Source organism: Rummeliibacillus sp. JY-2-4R (assembly GCF_053847205.1).
The window spans coordinates 3,411,314-3,429,170 of the sequence record NZ_CM132623.1; the positions used below are offsets into that span (position 1 = coordinate 3,411,314).

Here is a 17,857-nt window from a genome sequence, read left to right on the forward strand (position 1 = left end):
CTATAGTGTTCAAAATAATCTTACTGATTATTTTGTTGACCGAATTGTTGGCCGAATTGACCAGAAGCTTGTGCTTTATTCGCTTCAGCTTGGCGGTTTTGTTGTTGAACTGATTGTACATCAGTTTCAGCACCAAACTCAGTGTTTTGTTGTTGCGCACCACCAAAAGCACCAGAAGCTTGTTGACCAAAACGTCCAGAAGCTTGTTGCTTGTTCATTTCAGCTTGACGGTTTTGTTGTTGAACTGATTGTACATCAGTTTCAGCACCAAACTCAGTGTTTTGTTGTTGTGCACCACCAAAAGCACCAGAAGCTTGTTGACCAAAACGTCCAGAAGCTTGTTGCTTGTTCATTTCAGCTTGTTGGTTAAGATTTCTTACTTCGTTCGGATCTGTTGGACCTGAATTTCTTTTTGCCATGTAATATCACCTCCACGAAATATAACTTGTGCATCGGAGGATTTTTTATACCTTAAGAATTCAATTAATCATTTCGTATTGCTTCCATACTTTTTGCATTGGTACAGGCATAGGCAATTTCTGCATTTCTTCTTTAGAAAACCAAGCACTATTTTCTGGAGCCTCACCTAATTGGTCTACTCCAATCATGTAGCTATCCATATGCCATACAAGATGTGAAAAGATATGTTTGAATGAGAAGAGTTTTTCTCGATTGATTAACGCAACATTATAATTTGCGGAAAGCAATGATTCATTTGTATGCTCTGCATTACTATTTTGTTCGTACATGGGGAATTGCCACATATTTGCGAGCAATCCTGTTTCGGGTCTTTTTTCTAGCAGGAATTTCCCTTCTTCATTCCGCACAACAAACACATCATAATAAAGGTTTTTTGTTTTTACTTTTTTTGTTTTAACAGGCAATTCTTCGGGATTTCCCTCATTAAATGCTGTACAGTATTCTCTAACAGGGCAAAGTAAGCACTTCGGTGAAGTCGGGGTACATACTAGAGCGCCTAATTCCATTAAACCTTGGTTAAATTCTGATGGATGATTGACGTCGATTAGCTCCATAACAGCCTGTTCAAAAATTTTTTTTGTTTTCGGTAGTGCAATATCTGCATCGATTAAGAGTACTCTGCTCAGTACCCGCATAACATTACCATCTACTGCATGTTCAGCTTTATTGTAGGCAATACTTAATATGGCACCTGCAGTATATGGACCGATTCCTTTTAGTTTTGAAATTTCCGGACGATTATCTGGTACGATACCACCGTAGTTTTCGACTACTTCACGAACTCCTGCTTGTAAATTTCGTGCTCTAGAATAATAACCCAGTCCTTCCCATTGCTTTAATAGTTTTTCCTCTTCAGCTTCAGCCAATACTTGTGGTGTTGGAAATTCCTCCATAAATCGATTGTAGTAAGGAATGACCGTATCTACTCTTGTTTGTTGAAGCATAACTTCTGAAACCCAAATCTTATAAGGGTCTTTTGTTTTACGCCAAGGTAATTCTCTTTTTTCTTGTTGAAACCATTCGACTAATGCTTGTTGAAATTGTTTTTTATATTGGTAATACACGTTTGTCTCCTAAAAGTAATTTTATTTCACATAAAAAGTGGGTATTATAATGTAAACTTAGTTTAAAGTAATACTTATCATATATATATCTCTCCACTAGATTAAGGAGTTGGTTATTTTGGATTCGGGAACACATCTTGTTATGGGTATTGCTTTAGGTGGTCTTGCTATGGTTGATCCTGTTGTTGCTCAACATTCACCAACAACAATGGCTGTTATTACTGGAATGATTGTTGGTTCTCAAGCTCCAGATATTGACACTATCTTAAAATTGCGTAGCAACGCTGTTTATATTCGACACCATAGAGGAATTACCCACTCAATTCCAGCTGTTATTTTATGGCCTATTTTGATTAGTGCAGTTCTTTTTATTATATTCCCTGGTGTAAATCTCTTACATCTTTGGCTTTGGACATTTTTTGCTGTATTTTTACATGTCTTTGTTGATATTTTCAACGCATATGGAACGCAAGCTTTAAGACCATTTTCAAATAGATGGGTTGCTCTCGGGTGGATTAATACATTCGACCCGATTATTTTTGCACTACATGTGATTGCACTAATGATATGGGCATTCGGTGCTAATCCTGTACCGACAATGTTTATATTATATGGAGTCATTTTCATCTATTATATAATTCGTTACATTCTACAAAAGTCTGTAAAAAAAGCTGTTCGTAACACGATTCCTGATGCTGAGCTCATCATTTTATCTCCAACTTCTCATTTTTTTCAATATCGTGTTGCTGCAAACTCCTCAACACATCATTATGTTGGGCGTGCATACGGGCGGTCCATTACCATTTACGATAAGTTTTTAATCGAGCCAATTCCAGATTCTCCTGAGTTTGAGGTAGTAATGAAGGACCCGAATTTTAAGACATTCGCTTCTTTCTCTCCATTATATAGATGGGAAGTTAGCAAATTGGAAGATGGATTAATCGAAGTAAGACTAATCGACTTACGCTACAGAAGTAATAATCACTATCCATTTGTTGCAATTGCTCATCTTACCCCAGACCTAGAGATTATTAAATCATTTACTGGTTGGATTTTTAGTGAAGATAAATTGCAAAGAAAACTTATCGTTAAGGAATCTAAATTCCAAAACTAATACAAAGTTTTGGAAAAAACACTGACCGCTCCCCAATTGGAACGGTCAGTTTTATATTGGTATCAATAATGCATTACTCTACTTCTTCTAACAAGTGAGCGTATTTTGGATTACGTCCAGCAAACTCATGGAGTTGTGAGCCATAACTTTCAATCCATTGTGTGATAATTTGCTCTGTCATTTTTGCACCACGATATTCGTAACCTGCTTTTGCGTATGTGGATTCAAAATCTGACCATAGTAACTCAATCCATACGCGTGCTTTTTCAATCGATACATTCGGGTTTTTAGCGTGTAATTTAGAGACCAATTCGTTAATTATTTGCTCCACTAAAAAGCCTCCTTAACTGGCGTTAACATTGAGATTGGAATTGCTTCTTCAAATTGATTTCCACCTAAACGATAGCCCCAAGCATATACACCTTTCAAGCGATCTACTTTAAAAAACATACCAGGGTCATTATGAATACGATATATTTCTCCAGGTATAAAATCTTCTGGATTTAATAAATAAGCTTGTGCCAACAATGCTTTACGTTCATATACAGCAAACTCATTTAAGATTCCAAGTTGTTCTGCTTTTCGTGCTTTTTCTTTTAAAGTTGCAATTACCTCACGCAACTCGTTTGGTGTCATTTCACTATATTTTTTCTCCATGGTCTTGCTCCTTTTGTTCTATGAATATTTCAATTTTATCAGTTGGAAAGCCTTTTTGATAAAGCGCCTGCTTAACCCGCATCTTCAAGTCATAATCACTGTATTTAGATGCATACTTATTCCATAACTTTTCACCTTGAAGACTTATTAATTCTATCCATTCATCTTCATCTTTTGATAGTTCAATCTTATCCAATACATGTGTAACGATTTCAAAAGAGTACCCTTTACGAATAAGCATTTCTTGTATCTTTTGCTTAATTTGGCTAGGGGTTTTGCGATGTTCACTGCGTACTGTTTTTTCCGCTAATTGTAATGCTATTTTAACTTGTTCATCTTCTGAGAACTCATTTAGTACTTGCTGTTGCAGGTTTTTGCCTATTCCTTTTATCTCCAAATCTCTTTGGATGGCACGAGGGCCTTTTTTGGCCGTTTTCTTTTTAGTTTCTACTAATGCCTTCGAGTAGCTTTCATCATTTAAAAACCCAAGTTTCTTTAGTTTTTGTATTGCTTCTTGTATTACTGCTTCGCCAAATTCTTGGTCTTTTAATTTTTGATGAACTTCATATTCACTTCGCATTTGGTAACTTAGAAAAGATAAAGCGCGATTGAAGGCTCTTTGAATTTCATCATCAAAGGCTATTTCATCTACGGTTAAATCATCCATCGTCTTGCCTTTTGTGAGACCATATTGGATTAGAATAGACTCATCCACACTGAATGCATATTCTTCATTTAGATAAATATTATATCGTTCTTGGTTTCGTTTTTGACGGCTAATTTTCGTAATGACTCGAGACATAAAAGCCCCTCCTTCGCCTCGTTATAGTATACATCTTTTTTTGGGTAACTTCATTTATATTAATTTTTATGTATTGAGTAAAATTTATAAATGCTTTTTAGTTTTACTTTATATACAATTTTTAATTAATAAGCCGCTCCAGATGGCGCTTTACGAGCTAAGCGAGCGTTGAGTCTCCTCAAAAAACCTTTATTCCTGCATCGCTTCGCTAGCTTCGTCGCAGAATATTCCTTTTGCATACGCATCCCTGCTGGGTCTCACCTGTCTCGCTTTTCTTAGTTAGGAGTCACCATCTTCTGCTACTTAGACTAATTCTAATAATTAATGCAAATAACAATTTCTCCTTAAGAATTAGTTAATTATAAGCGCTAAATATTTTTTAAGGACACAAATCGTATCAAAATTGTTTCATTTCTAAAAGAGCTTGCTTTTACACTCCATATTCCTGCAATTTTCCTCTACAAATTAGCCTAAAATAAAAGTGCAATTGAAAATTACATATATCAAAATCCATTCAAAAATATTTAAACCGTATAATTACATCATATAGACACAATCTATCTTTAAAAAAGGAAGGTTGGGTTTTATGATGAGACAGCATGCGACGGGTATTCTTTTGGCTATGGCCATTGTTATCGTTGGGTTTATTACGAATCCATTCACGGCTCTCGCTCAGGAATTTAGTTGGGGGTTTAAGAAGGCTCAAAACGAAGTACCTCCTGAAGCTGGTGCTACATTTGACCAAATGCTTGAAAAGTATGGCGCTATATATAAAGGAAACCCGGAAGACAAGGTTATGTATCTTACTTTCGATTGTGGCTATGAGAATGGGTATACTGAATCAATTTTAAATACGTTGAAGAAAGAAAATATACAAGCGACATTTTTCTTAACCGGTCATTATTTAACTAGTGCAACGCCATTAGTAAAACGTATGGTTAAGGAAGGTCATGAAATTGGAAATCATTCAGACAAGCATCCGAATATGGCAAGACTGACTGAACAACAAATGATTGATGAATGGCAACGTTTTGATAAAAAGCTTGCTGAAATTACCGATGTCGAAAGAACAGTTTTTGCAAGACCACCAGAAGGCGTTTTCAGTGAAAACTTATTACGAGTTGGCGAAAAAGCTGGATATCGCCATATCTTTTGGTCCGTTGCATTTAAAGACTGGCTTAGAGATAAACCTCAAGGATGGAAATACGCTTATGATAACCTCATGTCACAAATGCATCCTGGAGCAATTATATTAATGCATACCGTATCTCCTGATAATGCAGAAGCACTTCCTAAATTTATCGAAGATGCAAAGAAAAAGGGTTATCGTTTTGATTCGATTAATAACCTTGTTAATGGCGGATCTGTACTTCCAACTCCATAAATTACTGATTCTTTCCTTACACGCTATCGTTCGTTATAATGAAAAGATGAATGTAAAAAGGACGTGTAAGTTTTGGAGCAACAATCCACAATGACATTGGGACAGAAGATTCCACTTATTATCAAACGATTAGGTATTAATGGCGAGGGTATCGGTTATTACAAACGAAATGTTGTTTTTGTAAAAGGTGCCCTCCCTGGTGAAGAAATTTATGCTGAAATAACAAAGATTAATCGCAACTTTGCCGAGGCAAAAGTATTAAAAATTCATAAAAAGTCAAAAGCACGCCAAATTCCCCCTTGCCCTGTTTACGAGGCATGCGGCGGATGCCAATTACAACATATGAAGTATTCTTATCAACTTCAAGCTAAACGAGATGTAATTGTTCAAGCTTTAAATAAATATGTAAAAACAGAAGCAAAAAATATTAAAATTCTAAAAACAATCGGCATGGATGATCCTTGGCATTATCGAAACAAAAGTCAGTTTCAGGTACGCAACCAAGGAAAGCAAGTCCTTGCCGGTTTATATGCAGAAAACAGTCATAAACTATTGAACATTGACGACTGTCTTGTTCAACACCCTATGTCTACTAAAGTAACAAATGCAGCCAAAAAGATTATTGAAGATTTACAAATACCAACTTACGACGGTCACTCTATGAAGGGGATTATTCGCACAATAGTCGTACGTGTTGGAATACAAACAGGTGAAATTCAACTTGTACTTATTACTACACGTAAAAACTTTCCTAAAAAAGAGTTACTCATTGAAAGACTAAAGGAAATAAATCCCGACATTGTATCCATTGTGCAAAATATTAATGCAGATAAGACTTCACTAATTTTCGGTGACCAATCCATTACTCTTGCAGGCAAGGATACAATCCATGAAGAATTAGGAGAACTTGCATTTGATCTATCAGCACGTGCATTTTTCCAATTAAATCCTACTCAAACCGTACACTTATACAACCAAATCAAAAAGGCTTGTGCCCTAACAGGGAAAGAAACAGTCGTTGATGCTTATTGCGGTGTCGGCACAATTGGATTATGGCTAGCGCAGGATGCAAAAGAAATCAGAGGGATGGATATTATTCCAGAAAGTATTCAAGATGCGAAGCAAAATGCCAAAAAACATGGATTTAACCATACGCTCTATGTAACAGGTACAGCGGAGAAATGGTTAGACACTTGGCAAAAAGAAGGATTTGTTCCAGATGTTCTAACAGTAGATCCTCCTCGTACTGGCCTTGCAGATAGCTTAATCAAAACAATTCTAAAAGTAAAACCAAAACGGGTAGTTTACACATCATGTAATCCCTCTACCCTGGCAAAAAATTTACAAGAATTGTTGAAAATTTATAAAGCAGAATACATCCAACCACTAGACATGTTTCCTCAAACATCACACGTTGAGTCCGTGACATTGTTAACTTTGAAATAGAATTTGTATTAAATATTTTAGATACTTTAAAGGGAAGTCCAACTAGCCACAACGACTAATAGGACTTCCCTTTTTCTAGATTGCATGTTTCTTTTCTTTTCCAAAAATCCAGCTAATTACAAATAGCATGAGTAACACAAAGGAAATTAGCAATAAAAAACTATAATGATGTACGTATTGCAAATAAAAGCCACCCAAAACCGGTCCTGATAAACTACCAACACTAAAGAAAATACTACACATTAAGTTCCCAGTTGGAAGCAATTCTCTTGGTGTTAAATCGCTCATATATGAAATACCAAAAGAAAAGAGCGAACCACAGAGCATTCCAGCCAAACAGAAACAAAGTGCAACTAACACTTCAGATTCTTCAAAGAAACTGCCTAACAAAAAGAACAATCCTCCGAATAATAAGGAAGTTAGCACAACTTTTCTACGACCAATTTTATCCCCTAAGACACCAAGAGGAAATTGCGTAACGATTCCACCAAATGAAAATGCTGCTAAGATAATTGATACCATAGAGACCTCAAAATGATTTCGAAGTGCATATACTGGGAACAATGCATTCAAAGAAGATTCTAAAAAACCATAGCATAGTGCCGGTAAACAACCAATCCATGCATATTTTAATGTGATTAAATAACGTCTGAAGATACTTTTCTCAACACTTTTCGTTTGGATTGGATCAGGCTTATCATTTTTCAATAAAAACACAAGCGACCATGCCAATAGACATAAAATGGCTGAAAGGATAAAGGGAAATGCTTCAGATATCTTGGTTAACGGAACAAATAACGGACCAACCGCAAAACCTATCCCAAATGACAATCCGTAAATTGCAATATTCTTGCCAAGGCGAGCTTTCGGTGCAGTACTTGTAATCCAGGTTTGAGTTGAAAAATGAAGTGAGTGATCCCCAATCCCTATTAATAAGCGAAGGACAAACCAAAACAGCACATTCTTCCAGAGAGGAAACATTAGAAGTGCTGTAAAGACAATTGCTCCCCCAACTAAGATAATAGGTTTATACCCAAACTTACGAAGAGGCTGTTCAATAAATGGCGATATGATCAATGTCCCGATATATAACCCAATAGCATTTAGTCCATTCAATGATGAAGATACACCATCTTGCTCGAAAATAACTGAAATAAGGGGCATCAACATCCCTTGTGAGAATCCAGAAATAGACACAATCATAACTAATATTAAAAATCGCCTTTGTTCTAAACGATGACTAAGTTCCACAAATACCTCCATATATGTATATACAATAATTTAATGATGTTTGATTCGTGTATCATCTTAACATAATCTAACATTACTTGTGAGTCTAAAAAATATATTTTAGGACATATTAGAAGAAAGAAGAAACTGAAGCAAACTATAAATTAATAAACATCCCAATGGGACTATTATTTTGACAATTACAATTGAAAAAATTGATAAAATCATATACGATGGTGATGATGATGGAGGTGTTACTGCTTTGAGCAAAGCAATTACGGATAAAGAGCAACAAGTAACTTACTTAAAAGAACGTTTGCAAATTTTCATGGAAGTATTAGATGCTATTGACCCTGAAACTGCAGATTTAGAAGATATTGACCGCCTTATTGCAATGATGGATGATTTAGAAGATAAGATGGATCAGTTTAATAACCATACTGAAAAATAGGATTTTTACATCTCCTATCTTAAAAACTCAAAAATTAACTACAAGAGCGTAAATTTACGCTCTTTTTTTCATGTTTGGGGATTGTTATAATAGGATTGGTTTAAAATACATTACCTTTTTGAGGGGAGCTATTTCTATGAATCTAGAAACACTAGAACAAAGCCTTTACGATTTAGTTACTGAAACTTCTACCAATTTACCAAAAGACGTCCGTCGCGCTATTAAAAAAGCTAAGGACGCAGAAAATGCTGGTACTCGTGCAGCAATGAGCTTAGACACAATCGCAAACAACATTTTCATGGCAGATGATAATGTTTCACCTATTTGCCAAGACACTGGTCTTCCTACTTTCAAAATCAAAACTCCTGTTGGCGTAAACCAACTAGAAATCAAAGAAGTAATTAAAAAAGCAATCGTTCGCGCTACAAAAGATGCAAAATTACGTCCAAACTCAGTTGACTCTTTAACTGGTAAAAACAGTGGAGATAACTTAGGCGAAGGCGTTCCTGTTATGAAATTTGAGCAATGGGAAAAAGATTTTATTGAAATTAAGCTAATTCTTAAAGGTGGCGGCTGTGAAAACAAAAACATTCAATACAGCTTACCTTGTGAACTAGAAGGACTTGGTCGTGCTGGACGTGATTTAGATGGTATTCGTAAATGTATCTTACATTCTGTTTATCAAGCACAAGGACAAGGTTGTTCAGCTGGCTTTATCGGCGTAGGTATTGGTGGCGATCGTTCTTCAGGATACGATTTAGCAAAAGAACAATTATTCCGTCATGTTGAAGATACAAATCCAAACCCTGATCTTGCAAAATTAGAAGATTACATATTAGAAAAAGCAAATACATTAGGTATTGGCACAATGGGATTTGGCGGTGAAGCAACATTACTTGGTTGTAAAATCGGCGTGATGAACCGTATCCCTGCTTCTTTCTATGTTTCTGTAGCTTATAACTGCTGGGCTTATCGCAGAATGGCAGTAGATGTAGATGCAACTACTGGTGAAATCAAAAATTGGCATTATCAAGAAGGCGAAAAAATTGCATTTGATGAAACTGCTGCAACTACACAAGAACAACCTGAAAAAGAAGCAATTGAACTAAAAGCTCCTATTTCTGAAGAACAAATTCGTGCACTTAAAGTGGGCGATGTTGTAAAAATCACTGGTCGTATGTACACAGGTCGTGATGCCATTCACCACCATTTAATGAGTCACGATGCTCCAGTAGATTTAAATGGACAAATCGTATACCATTGTGGCCCTGTTATGGCAAAAGATGAAAATGGTAACTGGACTGTTAAAGCTGCAGGACCTACTACTTCTATTCGTGAAGAACCATACCAAGGTGATATCATGAAAAAATTCGGTATCCGTGCAGTTATGGGGAAAGGTGGCATGGGACCAAAAACATTAAAAGCATTAGGTGAACACGGTGGTGTCTACTTAAATGCAATCGGTGGTGCAGCACAATACTATGCAGACTGCATCAAATCAGTTGACGGCGTTGACTTAATGGAATTTGGTATTCCTGAAGCTATGTGGCACTTAAGCGTAGAAGACTTTACTGCTGTTGTCACAATGGACTCTCACGGCAACTCATTACACGCTGACGTCCAAAAAACATCATTAGAAAAATTATCAGAGTACGCTGAACGTGTATTCTAATTTAATTTTTTACAAACCTCTCTTAACAAATTGTTAGAGAGGTTTTTTTCATTCCCCTACTTTTTTCTCAAAGTAAAAAATATAAATCATTATACTTCTCTCCGCACTACCTCTATGTTATAATAATTCTAAATTAGAAATGACTTTAAATCTATATATCAAATTATTGAAAATGCTTATCAGTTCTGATATATATGGTTTTTGATATTGATTTTCATTATCAGGAGGGTATGCCGATGGAAATAGTAAAAGAGAATAATAATCATCTAATTGAGAAAATAAAGGAACACGGTGAACTAATCGCTGCAATAGTATCAGGTATTTTTATAGTAGTTGCATGGCTTTTAGGTAAAAACGACTATATTACTTCCTCTATTATCTTCTATATATTAGCTTTTGTTATCGGAGGATTTGCTAAAGCAAAGGAAGGTGTAGAAGAAACAATTGCTAATAAGGAATTGAATGTTGAGTTTTTAATGATTTTAGCAGCGATTGGGTCAGCTATCATTGGTTACTGGACTGAAGGGGCTATTCTAATCTTCATATTTGCTGTGAGCGGTGCTCTAGAGACATATGCGATGAATAAAAGTCACAAAGAAATTTCAGCACTAATGAACTTGCAACCTGAAGAAGCATGGCTAATCAATGACCACGGAGAAACAGAACGCGTAGCCGTTTCTTCCTTACAACTAGGCGACCGATTGCTAATTAAGCCCGGAGAAAGAGTTCCTACAGATGGTGTGATTGATGAAGGTTCTACTTCAATTGATGAAGCTGCAATCACTGGTGAATCTATCCCGGTTACAAAGTTAGTTGGGGCAGATGTATTTGCAGGTACTGTGAATATGACCGGTGCTGTAACAATGAAAATGACAAAACCAAACTCTGAGTCATTATTCCAAAAAATTATTGATCTTGTACAATCAGCACAAAGTGAAAAATCACCATCACAACAATTTATCGAACGATTTGAAGGGACTTATGTTAAATGTGTCCTTGCAGTTGTAGCCCTAATGATGTTCGTTCCTCATTACTTACTTGATTGGAGTTGGAACACAACATTCTATCGTGCTATGGTATTGCTTGTTGTTGCATCACCTTGTGCACTCGTTGCTTCCATTATGCCATCAACATTATCAGCCATTTCAAACGGTGCTCGAAACGGCGTACTATTCAAAGGCGGATTACACATTGAACATTTAAGTGTATTAAAAGCCATTGCTTTCGATAAAACAGGTACTCTTACACAAGGTAAACCTGTAGTAACAGACTTTGTCACTCGTGATGATGTAGAAGAACTTGAAATGCTGTCAATTATAGCTGGGATTGAATCAAAATCGAACCACCCTCTTGCTCAAGCCATTACTGCTTACGCAACAGAACGCGGTCTTGCAACTTTCCATCAAGCACAAATTGAAGATGTACCTGGTTGGGGCTTAAAAGCAAAAGTAAATGATCAAGAGTACAAAGTGGGTAAAACAGATTTTGTAGGGAGTGTTGCTGCCAATACATTCGCTAACGGTATTGCATCTAAGCTTGCTGAACAAGGTAAAACTGTTATCTTTTTAGCCGACGAAAAAGGTATTATAGCACTAGCAGCGATGAAAGATACTGTACGTGATGAATCGAAAAAAGCCATTGCCCTATTGAAAAACTTAGGCATTCACACTGTAATGTTAACAGGTGATAACGAAAAAACAGCTAAAGTAATCGCAAAAGAAGCTGGTGTTGATGCATATATCGCTGAATGTTTACCTGAAACAAAAGTAAACCATATCAAAGATTTAATGAAATCATATCAACATGTTGGCATGGTCGGTGATGGTATCAATGATGCCCCTGCCCTAGCTACTGCAACAACCGGTATTGCCATGGGTGAAGGTACAGATGTTGCTCTAGAAACTGCTGATGTTGTATTAATGAAAAATGATCTTTCTAAAATTTCTTACGCAGTAAAGCTATCACGTAAAATGCAATCAATCGTGAAACAAAATGTAGTATTCTCCATCTCAATTATTATGCTATTAATCATTTCAAATTTCTTGCAAGCAGTCGATTTGCCACTTGGTGTTGTTGGACACGAAGGTAGTACAATTTTAGTTATATTAAACGGATTAAGACTGTTAAAGAAAATCTAATCAACAAAAGACCTAAAAAAAGACTTCTCAATGAATGAGAAGTCTTTTTAGCTATGCATTGTTTTTTTATTTTCTTCTTAGTTTTTCTTTTCTTAGTTGTACAACAGCATTTAGTTGACCACCTACCATTAGGATCATACCTGTAACATATAACCAAAGCATTAGAATAATAATCCCACCGATACTGCCATATGTAGCTGAGTAGTTTGAAAAGTTATTAATATAAAAAGAAAAGACATATGAGACTAATAGCCAAGTGATAGTGGAAAATAAAGCTCCTACCCAAACGCTATTTAGGGATAATTTTATGTTTGGCATTATCCAATACATCAATGTCAGCACGATAAAGATTAATGCTGGTGGTACTAGTAATCGCAGTTGATTCCATATAGCTAAAAAACCTTCTTCAAGTCCGAATACAGAGAATAAGAAAACGCCAATTTGTTCACCAAATACCGGCAGAACCAGTGCAACCACGATTAATAGAATTAACATTAAAGTAAAGACAATAGACATGAAACGTGCAATCAAAAAAGGTCTCGTTTCTTGTTTATCGTAAGAACGATTTAATGATTTTGCAAGGGCGTTCATACCATTGGATGCTGACCAAATGGTACCGACAATCCCGATAGATAGTAATCCCCCATTACGGTTTTCAAGCACCTCTGCCAAAGTCCCCTTTATCATTGTATAAACTTGTTCAGGAAGTAGCTCTTTCAAAAAGGCATATACTTCATCTACAGGCAAATTTAAAAAAGGTAATAGGGTCATAAGGAAAATTAATAATGGAAATAATGATAGTAAAAAGAAGAATGCTAATTGCGCACCAAACCCGGGAATATCCGCTTCTTTTATACGTAGTAAGGACGAAATGATAAATCCCTTAACTGTTGTAATTCTCTTTTTCCCTATCTCTTTTTTTTCACTTTGTGTAAGTTCCATATTAATTTCAGAAGAACCTTCTGGAGAATGTCTTGAAAGTTTTCGTTTACTAGTTTTATCCATAAGACCACCCCTTATCGTATGTGTTTCTTATAGATGGATAACTGTTTCAGCAGGAAGTTGCTTTTGTCTTTCTTGTTTTCCTTTTTCAATTCCAGAAGTAAATACTTCTTTTGTTTCAACAACAATGTCCTTTACCTGAGGAGTAAGTTTTTGAATTTCTTCAATTTTTTCTAAATAGAAATCCTTATCGTGCATAAAGGTTTTATACATAGATTGAACAGTATCTGTTTTAGTCTTAATGATTTGAACTAATTCGTCAGTATTATTAGCGAAGTACTGTACATCTACAACAAAATGCTTAACTTTTTTTACAGTGGTATCACGTGTACGTCGGTCTAGCATACTTAATGCTGCTCCCGCAACTGCTCCTAATGTAATCCCTGTAACTAATTTGTTAGTCATATTTATCCTCCTCCAAACGTCTATATATATTATTATACCCCACTGTTTTGTATGTAAAACAGTTTGAATCTATAAGTACATGCCACAATTTTTAATTAAGCTGAAAAAGGTGTTTGACAATCAAAAGACATCGTGAAATGATACTGTAGGAAATGTATTTGTAATAATACTTAAGGAGGAATCTCTTTGAATTTAACGCAACCAACTACAGAGAATGTAATTTACATGATTGAAGGTATTAAGGATAAGCTTCGAATGGTTAATGCAGATGCGATGAAACCTGAACATTTCGGAACAGAGCACTATGAAGATTTAGTTTATTTATATGAAATGGTTATGAAACGTGATGCATTTAGTCCAAGTGAAATGCAAGCTATTGTTGCAGAACTAGGTTCTTTAAGAAAGTAAAAACTAAAAGCGAAGGCGGCTCGTTTAGACTCGAAAATTATTGGAAGGCCTGAATCGAACCTCTTTCCAGTTTTCGAACGAGGGACTGAAATGACTCGAGAGTCTAGCCGCGAAAGCTGGATACCAATACTGTTAAAGGATAAGTAAAAAAAGGATGTCTTATAAGACATCCTTTTTTTACTTACTCTTATTGTTTTAGTTTTGATCAGACTTCGTTGTTGAATCTACTTTACTTGAAGCATTTGTGGAAGTCCCATCCTTTTTCACTAATGGTTGGATTAATACTTCAACGCGGCGATTCTTGGCTCGTCCCTCTACAGTATCATTCGATGCAATTGGCATGTTTTCTCCATAACCTTTAGCACTAAAATAGGATGAATCTAATTTAGGATTGTTCTCTACAATTAGTTTTAAAAAGTTTACTGCACGCATGACACTTAGTTCCCAGTTTGATGAAAATTCTTCATTATTCATCGGAACATTATCAGTATACCCTGTAATGACTACATTTCTTTTTGGATCAAACACAAGTAGCTTGGACAATTCTTTTGCAGTCGCTTTATATTCTTCTTTTACATCTGCTTTTCCCGGGTCATACAGTACGCTATCTCTAATAGTAACAAGAAGACCATCATCAGTTAACTTTGTTTCAAATTGTTTTTCTAATTCATTTACAGCTATAAATTCATCTACATTTCCTTTTATCTTCGAAAGCGACTTTTGATCCTCTAAATAAGCAGCATTTTTGCTTGGGGTGTCACTTTTCACTTTAGTTGGATCTACTGGAGATGGGTAATCCATTACCCCACTTCCCCCATCAAATACTGCATTAAATACAGATGATAATTGAAAAAGTTTCTGGTTATCCACAGAACTAGAAGCAAATAATACGATAAATAACGCTAACAGTAATGTTAGTAAATCGGAATAAGGAAGCAGCCATGACTCTGGAATTTCGTCACTTTCCTTTTTGCGTTTTTTAGATCTCTTCGCCAAGGCCATCCGCCCCGCTTTCTTCTATTATTTGTCTGCGTTCTTCTTTTGTTAAATACGAAGCAAGCTTTTGTTCAATTATTCGTGGAGCCTCCCCTTCCAAAACTGAAAGAATCCCTTCAATCATCATCATTTTTTGGCGTACTTCAATAGTTGATTTTCGTTTAAGTTTGTTTGCGAATGGATGCCACAGTACATAACCTGTAAAAATCCCTAATAACGTTGCGATAAATGCTGCTGAAATGGCATGTCCTAATTTATCTACATCATTCATATCTTTTAAAGCAGCAATTAATCCAACGACTGCACCCAGTACCCCTAAAGTTGGAGCATATGTACCTGCTTGAGTAAAAATTTGTGCCCCACCCAAATGGCGGTCTTCCATTGCTTCCACTTCTTCAGTTAATACATCTCGAATATAGTCTGCATTTTGACCATCGATTGCTAATGTTAAACCATTTTTTAAAAATGGATCGTTAATTTCGCTTACTTTTCCTTCTAATGCTAATAGCCCTTCACGTCTCGCTAAATCTGCCCAATTTGAAAACATTTTGATAATTGCTACATCGCTAATTAACTTCTGCTCTGTGAAAATAATTTTAAATAGTTTTGGTATTCTCTTCAATTCACTCTTAGGAAACGCAATTGTAATTGTAGCAATAGTTCCTAATAAGATGATAAAGATTGCTCCAGGGTTTATAAGTGCATCAGGAGTCACACCTTTAAAGTACATACCTACCAATAATGCGACGAATCCAAATATAAGACCCACAACTGATGATAAATCCATTTTAGTACCTCCAAAGTCGTCATTCTTGTTATTATTTCGGTTATTTTTTTTTAATTTTAATATTCTATTTTGAACATTAGGTGATATTTGCTAAAAATAGTAATAAAGAAAGTACTCGTTTATATGTTGCTATATAATAACCATTACATTTTCAGCAAAATGTGTTATGATAATAGTGTTCTTTTATTCTTGAAAACTTTTAAAGTATTCATATTTTCAACTTATTTTCAAAGTTAAAATCATGTATACTTATTTATAATGAATAAATTTTAGGAGGGTTATCGATTATGGCTCCATTTTTAGCTTCTGTAGTAGGAGTAGTTGGCGGTATCTTTGCAGTGGGTGCAATCTTAATTCACTATTTACGCGTAGGCCTTGATTCTTCTACTTCACATATCGTAGATCCAAAACCGAAAAACTAAATTTTAATATAGTGGAGTTACTCGTAATATGTGCGGGTAGCTCTCTTTTTTTAAATTATCCTCACATTTATTTAACAAAATGATAACAATCAATGTCTTTCAACCTGGTAATCTTCCATTATTTTACCTAAAACATTAACTATCTATCCATATGCTCCCGTAATGAATGTTACATACCATAAAATAACATACTTTATCGTTAAAATATATTTTATACTTATATAACCTAAGGTATTTGAGGAGGAATAATACGTATGTTTTCGACAACAGCTCTTGGAATCGATCTTGGCACTGCCAATACGTTAGTATATACAAAAAACAAAGGCATCATTTTAAATGAACCCTCTGTTGTAGCGTTTAATATAAATACAAATGAAATTATTGCAACTGGTATTCAAGCGAAAGAAATGGTTGGAAAGACACCGATGTCTATTCAAACTGTTCGCCCATTAAAAGACGGTGTAATCGCTGACTTTAATATGACTACTGCAATGATTAAAGCATTGATGGATAAAGCCGCTCAAAAAATGGGTTCATCACTTCGCAAACCAAATGTTGTAGTCTGTACCCCATCTGGTGCAACATCAGTTGAGAGACTTGCTATTCAAGATGCTGTAAAACAATGTGGCGCAAAAGAAGTTTACCTAATTGACGAACCAGTTGCAGCAGCGATTGGTGCAGAGCTACCAGTAAGTGATCCAATCGCAAGTGTCATCGTTGATATAGGTGGAGGTACTACAGAAGTTGGTATTATTTCTTTTGGTGGTATTGTTTCTTCTAATACGATGAAGCTTGGTGGCGATCATATGAATGAAGAAATCATCCTATTTGCACGTAAAGAATTTAATGTGTTAATTGGTGAACCTACTGCTGAAACCATTAAACAAGAAATTGGCCATGCCCTTATTGAACATCCAGTAGAAACATTGGAAATTCGAGGACGTGATATTGTAACTGGACTTCCGGTGACTATGACAGTCTCATCAGTTCAGATTCAAAATTGCCTAAAAGAAAGTCTTCAAGCAATTTTAGAATTGATTCGTAGAACGCTAGAAAGCTGCCCACCAGAATTATCAGGTGATATCGTAGACCGTGGTATAGTACTTACTGGTGGTGGTTCTTTACTAAAAGGAATGACTGAATGGCTTACAGAGGAATTGGACGTACCTGTACACCTAGCTCCTGAACCACTTGAATCTGTAGCCGTGGGAACAGGAAAAGCACTAGATACTATTCATTTATTAAAAAAATAGTAACTAATCAATCATGCATACAATATTTTAAAATGAAGTGGAATCATCTCCGTAGAAAATTCGCGAAGATGATTCCACTTCAACTATTTTAGCGGCTCTTTAAATGTCATACTCCAAGCTTTTGCCCATAGCTAAAATCAATATTT

General features: G+C 35.6%; 19 protein-coding genes. 9 read left to right on the plus strand and 10 right to left on the minus strand.

Features of this window, described 5'->3' with window-relative positions:
- Positions 1-20 precede the first annotated feature (20 nt).
- Together ACWV26_RS16760 and mutY are read right to left on the minus strand one after the other, a co-directional pair.
- Positions 21-419 (minus strand): gamma-type small acid-soluble spore protein, encoded by a 399-nt coding sequence (locus ACWV26_RS16760; protein ID WP_455895827.1) that lies wholly within the window; start codon positions 417-419, stop codon positions 21-23.
- A gap of 60 nt (positions 420-479) precedes the next feature.
- Positions 480-1,544, minus strand: a complete 1,065-nt coding sequence (gene mutY, locus ACWV26_RS16765; protein WP_455895828.1) for an A/G-specific adenine glycosylase — start codon at positions 1,542-1,544, stop codon at positions 480-482.
- 118 nt (positions 1,545-1,662) lie between these two features.
- On the opposite strand from mutY, the gene ACWV26_RS16770 reads away from it, so the two are divergent.
- The gene (locus ACWV26_RS16770; RefSeq protein ID WP_455895829.1) at positions 1,663-2,658 is read left to right on the plus strand and encodes a metal-dependent hydrolase; all 996 of its coding nucleotides are present in this window, start codon (positions 1,663-1,665) and stop codon (positions 2,656-2,658) included.
- Between the two features lie 73 nt (positions 2,659-2,731).
- Here the strand turns inward: ACWV26_RS16770 and ACWV26_RS16775 are convergent, their stop codons facing one another.
- Genes ACWV26_RS16775 through recX form a run of 3 tightly spaced genes read right to left on the minus strand, consistent with a single transcriptional unit; the run spans position 2,732 to position 4,117 of the window.
- Positions 2,732-2,989 (minus strand): YfhJ family protein, encoded by a 258-nt coding sequence (locus ACWV26_RS16775; RefSeq protein WP_455895830.1) that lies wholly within the window; start codon positions 2,987-2,989, stop codon positions 2,732-2,734.
- Positions 2,989-3,315: a YfhH family protein gene (locus ACWV26_RS16780; protein ID WP_455895831.1), complete on the minus strand. Its 327-nt coding sequence runs from the start codon at positions 3,313-3,315 to the stop codon at positions 2,989-2,991. The genes ACWV26_RS16775 and ACWV26_RS16780 overlap by 1 nt, the downstream gene beginning before the upstream one ends.
- Positions 3,299-4,117 (minus strand): recombination regulator RecX, encoded by an 819-nt coding sequence (gene recX, locus ACWV26_RS16785; RefSeq protein WP_455895832.1) that lies wholly within the window; start codon positions 4,115-4,117, stop codon positions 3,299-3,301. The genes ACWV26_RS16780 and recX overlap by 17 nt, the downstream gene beginning before the upstream one ends.
- A 586-nt stretch (positions 4,118-4,703) precedes the next feature.
- Between recX and ACWV26_RS16790 the strand changes: the two genes are divergently transcribed.
- Together ACWV26_RS16790 and rlmD are read left to right on the plus strand one after the other, a co-directional pair.
- Positions 4,704-5,501: a polysaccharide deacetylase family protein gene (locus ACWV26_RS16790; RefSeq protein WP_455895833.1), complete on the plus strand. Its 798-nt coding sequence runs from the start codon at positions 4,704-4,706 to the stop codon at positions 5,499-5,501.
- 72 nt (positions 5,502-5,573) lie between these two features.
- Positions 5,574-6,947, plus strand: a complete 1,374-nt coding sequence (gene rlmD / locus ACWV26_RS16795) for a 23S rRNA (uracil(1939)-C(5))-methyltransferase RlmD (RefSeq protein ID WP_455895834.1) — start codon at positions 5,574-5,576, stop codon at positions 6,945-6,947.
- A gap of 75 nt (positions 6,948-7,022) precedes the next feature.
- Here rlmD and ACWV26_RS16800 read toward each other — a convergent pair whose 3' ends face one another.
- Positions 7,023-8,150, minus strand: a complete 1,128-nt coding sequence (locus ACWV26_RS16800; RefSeq protein WP_455898279.1) for an MFS transporter — start codon at positions 8,148-8,150, stop codon at positions 7,023-7,025.
- 289 nt (positions 8,151-8,439) lie between these two features.
- Here ACWV26_RS16800 and ACWV26_RS16805 point away from each other — a divergent pair, with 289 nt between their 5' ends.
- The 3 genes from ACWV26_RS16805 (at position 8,440) to ACWV26_RS16815 (ending at position 12,438) form a co-directional block, all read left to right on the plus strand.
- A complete protein-coding gene (locus ACWV26_RS16805; protein WP_455898280.1) occupies positions 8,440-8,628 on the plus strand; it encodes an SE1561 family protein in 189 nt (62 codons plus the stop codon).
- A gap of 136 nt (positions 8,629-8,764) precedes the next feature.
- Positions 8,765-10,300: a fumarate hydratase gene (locus ACWV26_RS16810; RefSeq protein WP_455895835.1), complete on the plus strand. Its 1,536-nt coding sequence runs from the start codon at positions 8,765-8,767 to the stop codon at positions 10,298-10,300.
- 236 nt (positions 10,301-10,536) lie between these two features.
- A complete protein-coding gene (locus ACWV26_RS16815; protein ID WP_455895836.1) occupies positions 10,537-12,438 on the plus strand; it encodes a heavy metal translocating P-type ATPase in 1,902 nt (633 codons plus the stop codon).
- 66 nt (positions 12,439-12,504) lie between these two features.
- Here ACWV26_RS16815 and ACWV26_RS16820 read toward each other — a convergent pair whose 3' ends face one another.
- Both ACWV26_RS16820 and ACWV26_RS16825 read right to left on the minus strand, forming a co-directional pair.
- On the minus strand, positions 12,505-13,443 hold the full coding sequence (locus tag ACWV26_RS16820) for a YihY/virulence factor BrkB family protein (RefSeq protein ID WP_455895837.1): 939 nt from the start codon (positions 13,441-13,443) through the stop codon (positions 12,505-12,507).
- A gap of 27 nt (positions 13,444-13,470) precedes the next feature.
- Positions 13,471-13,845, minus strand: a complete 375-nt coding sequence (locus tag ACWV26_RS16825) for a YtxH domain-containing protein (RefSeq protein ID WP_455895838.1) — start codon at positions 13,843-13,845, stop codon at positions 13,471-13,473.
- 186 nt (positions 13,846-14,031) lie between these two features.
- Between ACWV26_RS16825 and ACWV26_RS16830 the strand changes: the two genes are divergently transcribed.
- A complete protein-coding gene (locus ACWV26_RS16830) occupies positions 14,032-14,253 on the plus strand; it encodes a DUF1128 domain-containing protein (RefSeq protein WP_455895839.1) in 222 nt (73 codons plus the stop codon).
- 195 nt (positions 14,254-14,448) lie between these two features.
- On the opposite strand, the gene motB is transcribed toward ACWV26_RS16830, so the two are convergent.
- Both motB and motA read right to left on the minus strand, forming a co-directional pair.
- Positions 14,449-15,249, minus strand: a complete 801-nt coding sequence (gene motB, locus ACWV26_RS16835) for a flagellar motor protein MotB (protein WP_455895840.1) — start codon at positions 15,247-15,249, stop codon at positions 14,449-14,451.
- Positions 15,233-16,036 carry a flagellar motor stator protein MotA gene (gene motA / locus ACWV26_RS16840; RefSeq protein ID WP_455895841.1) on the minus strand — a complete coding sequence of 268 codons (804 nt, stop codon included), beginning with the start codon at positions 16,034-16,036 and terminating at the stop codon, positions 15,233-15,235. The genes motB and motA overlap by 17 nt, the downstream gene beginning before the upstream one ends.
- Positions 16,037-16,323: 287 nt before the next feature.
- On the opposite strand from motA, the gene ACWV26_RS16845 reads away from it, so the two are divergent.
- Together ACWV26_RS16845 and mreBH are read left to right on the plus strand one after the other, a co-directional pair.
- Positions 16,324-16,458, plus strand: a complete 135-nt coding sequence (locus tag ACWV26_RS16845) for a hypothetical protein (protein ID WP_455895842.1) — start codon at positions 16,324-16,326, stop codon at positions 16,456-16,458.
- Positions 16,459-16,712: 254 nt separating this feature from the next.
- Positions 16,713-17,711, plus strand: coding sequence for a rod-share determining protein MreBH (gene mreBH / locus ACWV26_RS16850; protein WP_455895843.1), 999 nt, complete (start codon positions 16,713-16,715; stop codon positions 17,709-17,711).
- Positions 17,712-17,857: the final 146 nt, after the last annotated feature.